Raw genomic sequence first — 384 nt, forward strand, 5'->3', positions numbered from 1 at the left:
GAAACAAGATAGCTGCAAAAATATCTGTCAGTGATTATTACATTGTAGATAGCATGCCATTAGAAATATGCAAATTAATCAGAAGTTGCAGAAGTACTGTTTGTAGAGAAAATTACTTTACCAGCCCGGATAAAGGTTTTTGTGCTTGACAAAATAGTGTTTATTATGGTTATAAATTGCATGCAGTGTGTACTACTGATGGGATTTTTACCGATTTTGATGTAACACAAGCTTCTGTACATGATATTCATTATCTAAAAGATATTAAGCACTTGTATCAAAATTGTACAATATTAGGAGACAAAGGTGATCTGAGTATTGATTATCAAAGAGACTTATTTACTTACAACCAGATTAATATGGAAGTACCTATGCGAAAAAATC

At 31.2% G+C, this 384-nt stretch carries 1 pseudogene; it reads left to right on the forward strand.

The annotated features are described in order from the left end of the window. Positions 1 to 384 (forward strand): annotated as a pseudogene (locus tag GNY06_RS15580) (transposase); the annotation flags it as partial.

Origin of the sequence: Elizabethkingia argenteiflava (assembly GCF_009904105.1) — a bacterium.
GTDB lineage: Bacteria > Bacteroidota > Bacteroidia > Flavobacteriales > Weeksellaceae > Elizabethkingia > Elizabethkingia argenteiflava.